This window comes from Streptomyces sp. NPDC026394 (assembly GCF_055567735.1).
The window spans coordinates 1-2,888 of sequence record NZ_JBVHPX010000063.1; the positions used below are offsets into that span (position 1 = coordinate 1).

Annotated in this window: 2 protein-coding genes; one reads left to right on the plus strand and one right to left on the minus strand. The window is 68.9% G+C overall.

The window, feature by feature from the left end; all coding sequences use genetic code 11:
• Nucleotides 1-418: 418 nt before the first annotated feature.
• Entirely contained in the window at nt 419-1,270 is an 852-nt protein-coding gene (locus ACZ4QV_RS42390; protein ID WP_361639492.1) for an oxidoreductase, read from the minus strand.
• 203 nt (nt 1,271-1,473) lie between these two features.
• Between ACZ4QV_RS42390 and ACZ4QV_RS42395 the strand changes: the two genes are divergently transcribed.
• Nucleotides 1,474-2,346, plus strand: a complete 873-nt coding sequence (locus ACZ4QV_RS42395; RefSeq protein ID WP_361159922.1) for a helix-turn-helix transcriptional regulator — start codon at nt 1,474-1,476, stop codon at nt 2,344-2,346.
• The last annotated feature ends 542 nt before the right edge of the window (nt 2,347-2,888 follow it).

Below are 2,888 nucleotides of genomic sequence, written 5' to 3' on the forward strand. Positions count from 1 at the left end.
GCCTCCGCCAACTCCAGTACCGAAGCAACCTCATCGACAGCTGCCTCACCGCAACCAGACTCGCACTCACGACAACGCGCAGACAACCTCAGTAACAGCTCATCAGCGACGCATCTGCGGACGAAACATCGGGAGAAAATGACCTCCAACGAGCGCGCCCTCACCTCCAAGCCCTCATGTCGGCCCAGCTTCAATGAGCCGGCCTACGAGGGCGCTCCCGCCTGCCTGGCGGGGCTTTGCAGTCGGCATCGTCCAGGTCTTCTTCGTTGCTGTCCGCCGCGGCGACGGCACGCTCGTCGAAACGACACGGCAGTCGGGCTCTGCGGATCCCGGCAGGCTGTGGTGGACCAAGAGCGGGCCGGCTTGGTGATGACGGCCGCCGTCGTGGCCCCTCGCTGGGGCCCGACAGCAAGTGACGTCAGGCGGACCGGTTGAGGTCGTCGAAGTCGGTGGAGGCCGAGAGTTCGGCCCATGCCAGCATCTCGCGCTCGAAGGCGTCGCGGCCGGCCTGGACGAGCCGAAGCGCGTCGGTGCCGAGCAGCAGGCGCGTCGGCGGCTGGTCGGCCGCCACGATGCGCAGCACCGCGGCCGCGGCCTTGTCCGGGTCGCCCGGCTGGTGCCCGCTGCCGTTGATGCGCCGGGCGCGCAGCGGCTCGAAGAGCTCGTCGTAGTCGGCGATCACACGGGGTGCGCGGACCATCGAGCGGCCGGCCCAGTCGGTCCGGAAACTGCCCGGCTCGACGGCGGTGACATGGATGCCGAAATCGGCGACCTCCTTGCCGAGCGTTTCGAGGATGCCCTCCACCGCGAACTTGCTGCCGTGGTAGAAGCTGAGGCCCGGCATGGTGATCAGCCCGCCCATCGAGGTGACGGCGATGATGTGGCCCGAACGGCGCTCCCGCATGTGCGGCAGCACGGCCTTGATCACCGCCACGGTTCCGTAGACGTTCACCTCGAACTGCCGGCGAAGGTCATCCATCGACGACTCCTCGAAGAGGCCGTCATGGCCGTACCCGGCGTTGGCGACGAGTACGTCGACCGGGCCCAGGACGCGCTCGGTCTCGTCCACGACCGTGTCCACCGCGCCATGGTCGGTCACGTCCAGGATGCGGGCGTGCGCGTCGCCGGCGAGCGCCTCGAAGGCCCGTGCGTCGGCGGGCGTGCGCACCGTGCCCACCACCCGGTGGCCCGCAGCCAACGCCGCGCGCGCGAGGGCGCGGCCCAGGCCGGTGCTGACGCCGGTGATCAGGAATGTCTTGGTGTCGGACACAGGAGTTCCCTTCGTGCGATACGGACAGAGGCCGACCGGGGCGTTGGGCCCCGGTCGGTCTCGGCACGTTCCACTTCAGCACCGGAATCGGCTGCCGAACGTCTTTGGGGGAGCCCGCTTCGCCCCGGGGACAGCCGGACCGGGGACTGTCAGTCCCCCCTTCGCGGGCCGTCGGGGCGATCTGGGGCCCTATCGTGAACGGCATGGACCGCAACACAGCTCTCGGTGAGTTCCTCCGCTCCCGGCGGGCACGGATCACCCCGCGCCAGGCGGGCCTGCCCGACGACGGCGGCCCTCGGCGCGTGCCAGGACTGCGCCGCGAAGAGATCGCGCAACTGGCGGGCGTGAGCGTCGACTACTACGTACGCCTGGAACGCGGACGCCGGCTGAACGTCTCCGAGACCGTGCTGGACGCCATCTCCCGCGCGCTGCGCCTCGATCCCGTCGAGCGCACCCACCTGTTCCAGCTCGCCAAGCCCGCCGCGGGCAGGCCGCGCCGCACGGCGACGCGTCCGCAGCCGGTCCGCCCGGGACTGCGCGACCTGCTCCGGACCCTCGAGCACACCCCCGCCCTTGTGCTGGGGAGACGGCTGGACGTACTTGCCTCCAACCAGATGGCACGTGCGCTGCTCACCGACTTCGACGCGCTGCCGCACCGCGAGCGGAACCTGGTGCGGTTCATGTTCTGCGACGAGACCGCCCGCTCGCTGTATACCCACTGGGACACCCACGCCCAGGACATTGTCGCCTCGCTCCGGCGCGACGCCGGACGCCATCCCCACGATCCGCTGCTGGCCGAACTCGTCGGCGAACTCTCGATCGCGGACGACGACTTCCGCCGCTGGTGGGCCGACCAGAACGTGTATCGGCACACGCATGGCAGCAAACACTTCCATCACCCGATCGTCGGCCCGCTCACCCTCCATTACGAGTCCCTCACCCTGCCCGCCGACCCGGACCAGCGGCTGAGTGTCTACACCGCCGAGGCAGGCTCCAGCTCCGAAGAGGCGCTTCGGCTCCTGGCCGCGTGGATACGGCAGCCCGAGACCTCGCACGAGCAGTACACAGATCATTAGACGCCCGCCGTCCGCGAAGAGCGGTCGGCTACCGTGACTGCGTCCCACGAACCGGGCTGGGACAAGCTCCGGTCCTCCCGTTCTCTGTTCGCGAGTATGTTGTCTGTCTAGTCGGTCTTGGCCAGGTGGACCATGGCTTCGCAGCGGGCGGGGAGAGTTTCCCTGTCGTGGGCCAGGCGGTAGTGGAGGATCAGCCGGCCGGTTGGGACGACTGCTTGGTGAGGTGCCGGCCGTAGCCGGTTTTCTTCCGCTCCGCGCATGGTCCCGCCGGGCCGGAGCCGTTCCTCGTCACGGCCGTGCGATGGTGACCGGCTCACTTGGTGGGCTGAGCTGGATCACGGTGGTGCCCGCGGCCTTGTCGTGCAGGGGCCTGCCCTCTTCACCCAGGAACCACGAGTGGTCGACCAAGAAGAGGACCCCCAGCACGGGCGCAGCCGGGAAAACGGCCTCTGAGAGGGCGTCTGGTTCGCGTAGTTCGTGAGTGATTGCGTTTTATGTGTATCGCCAGGTGGGGGTGGTTTCGTCGGTTGCTCGTTTGGCGA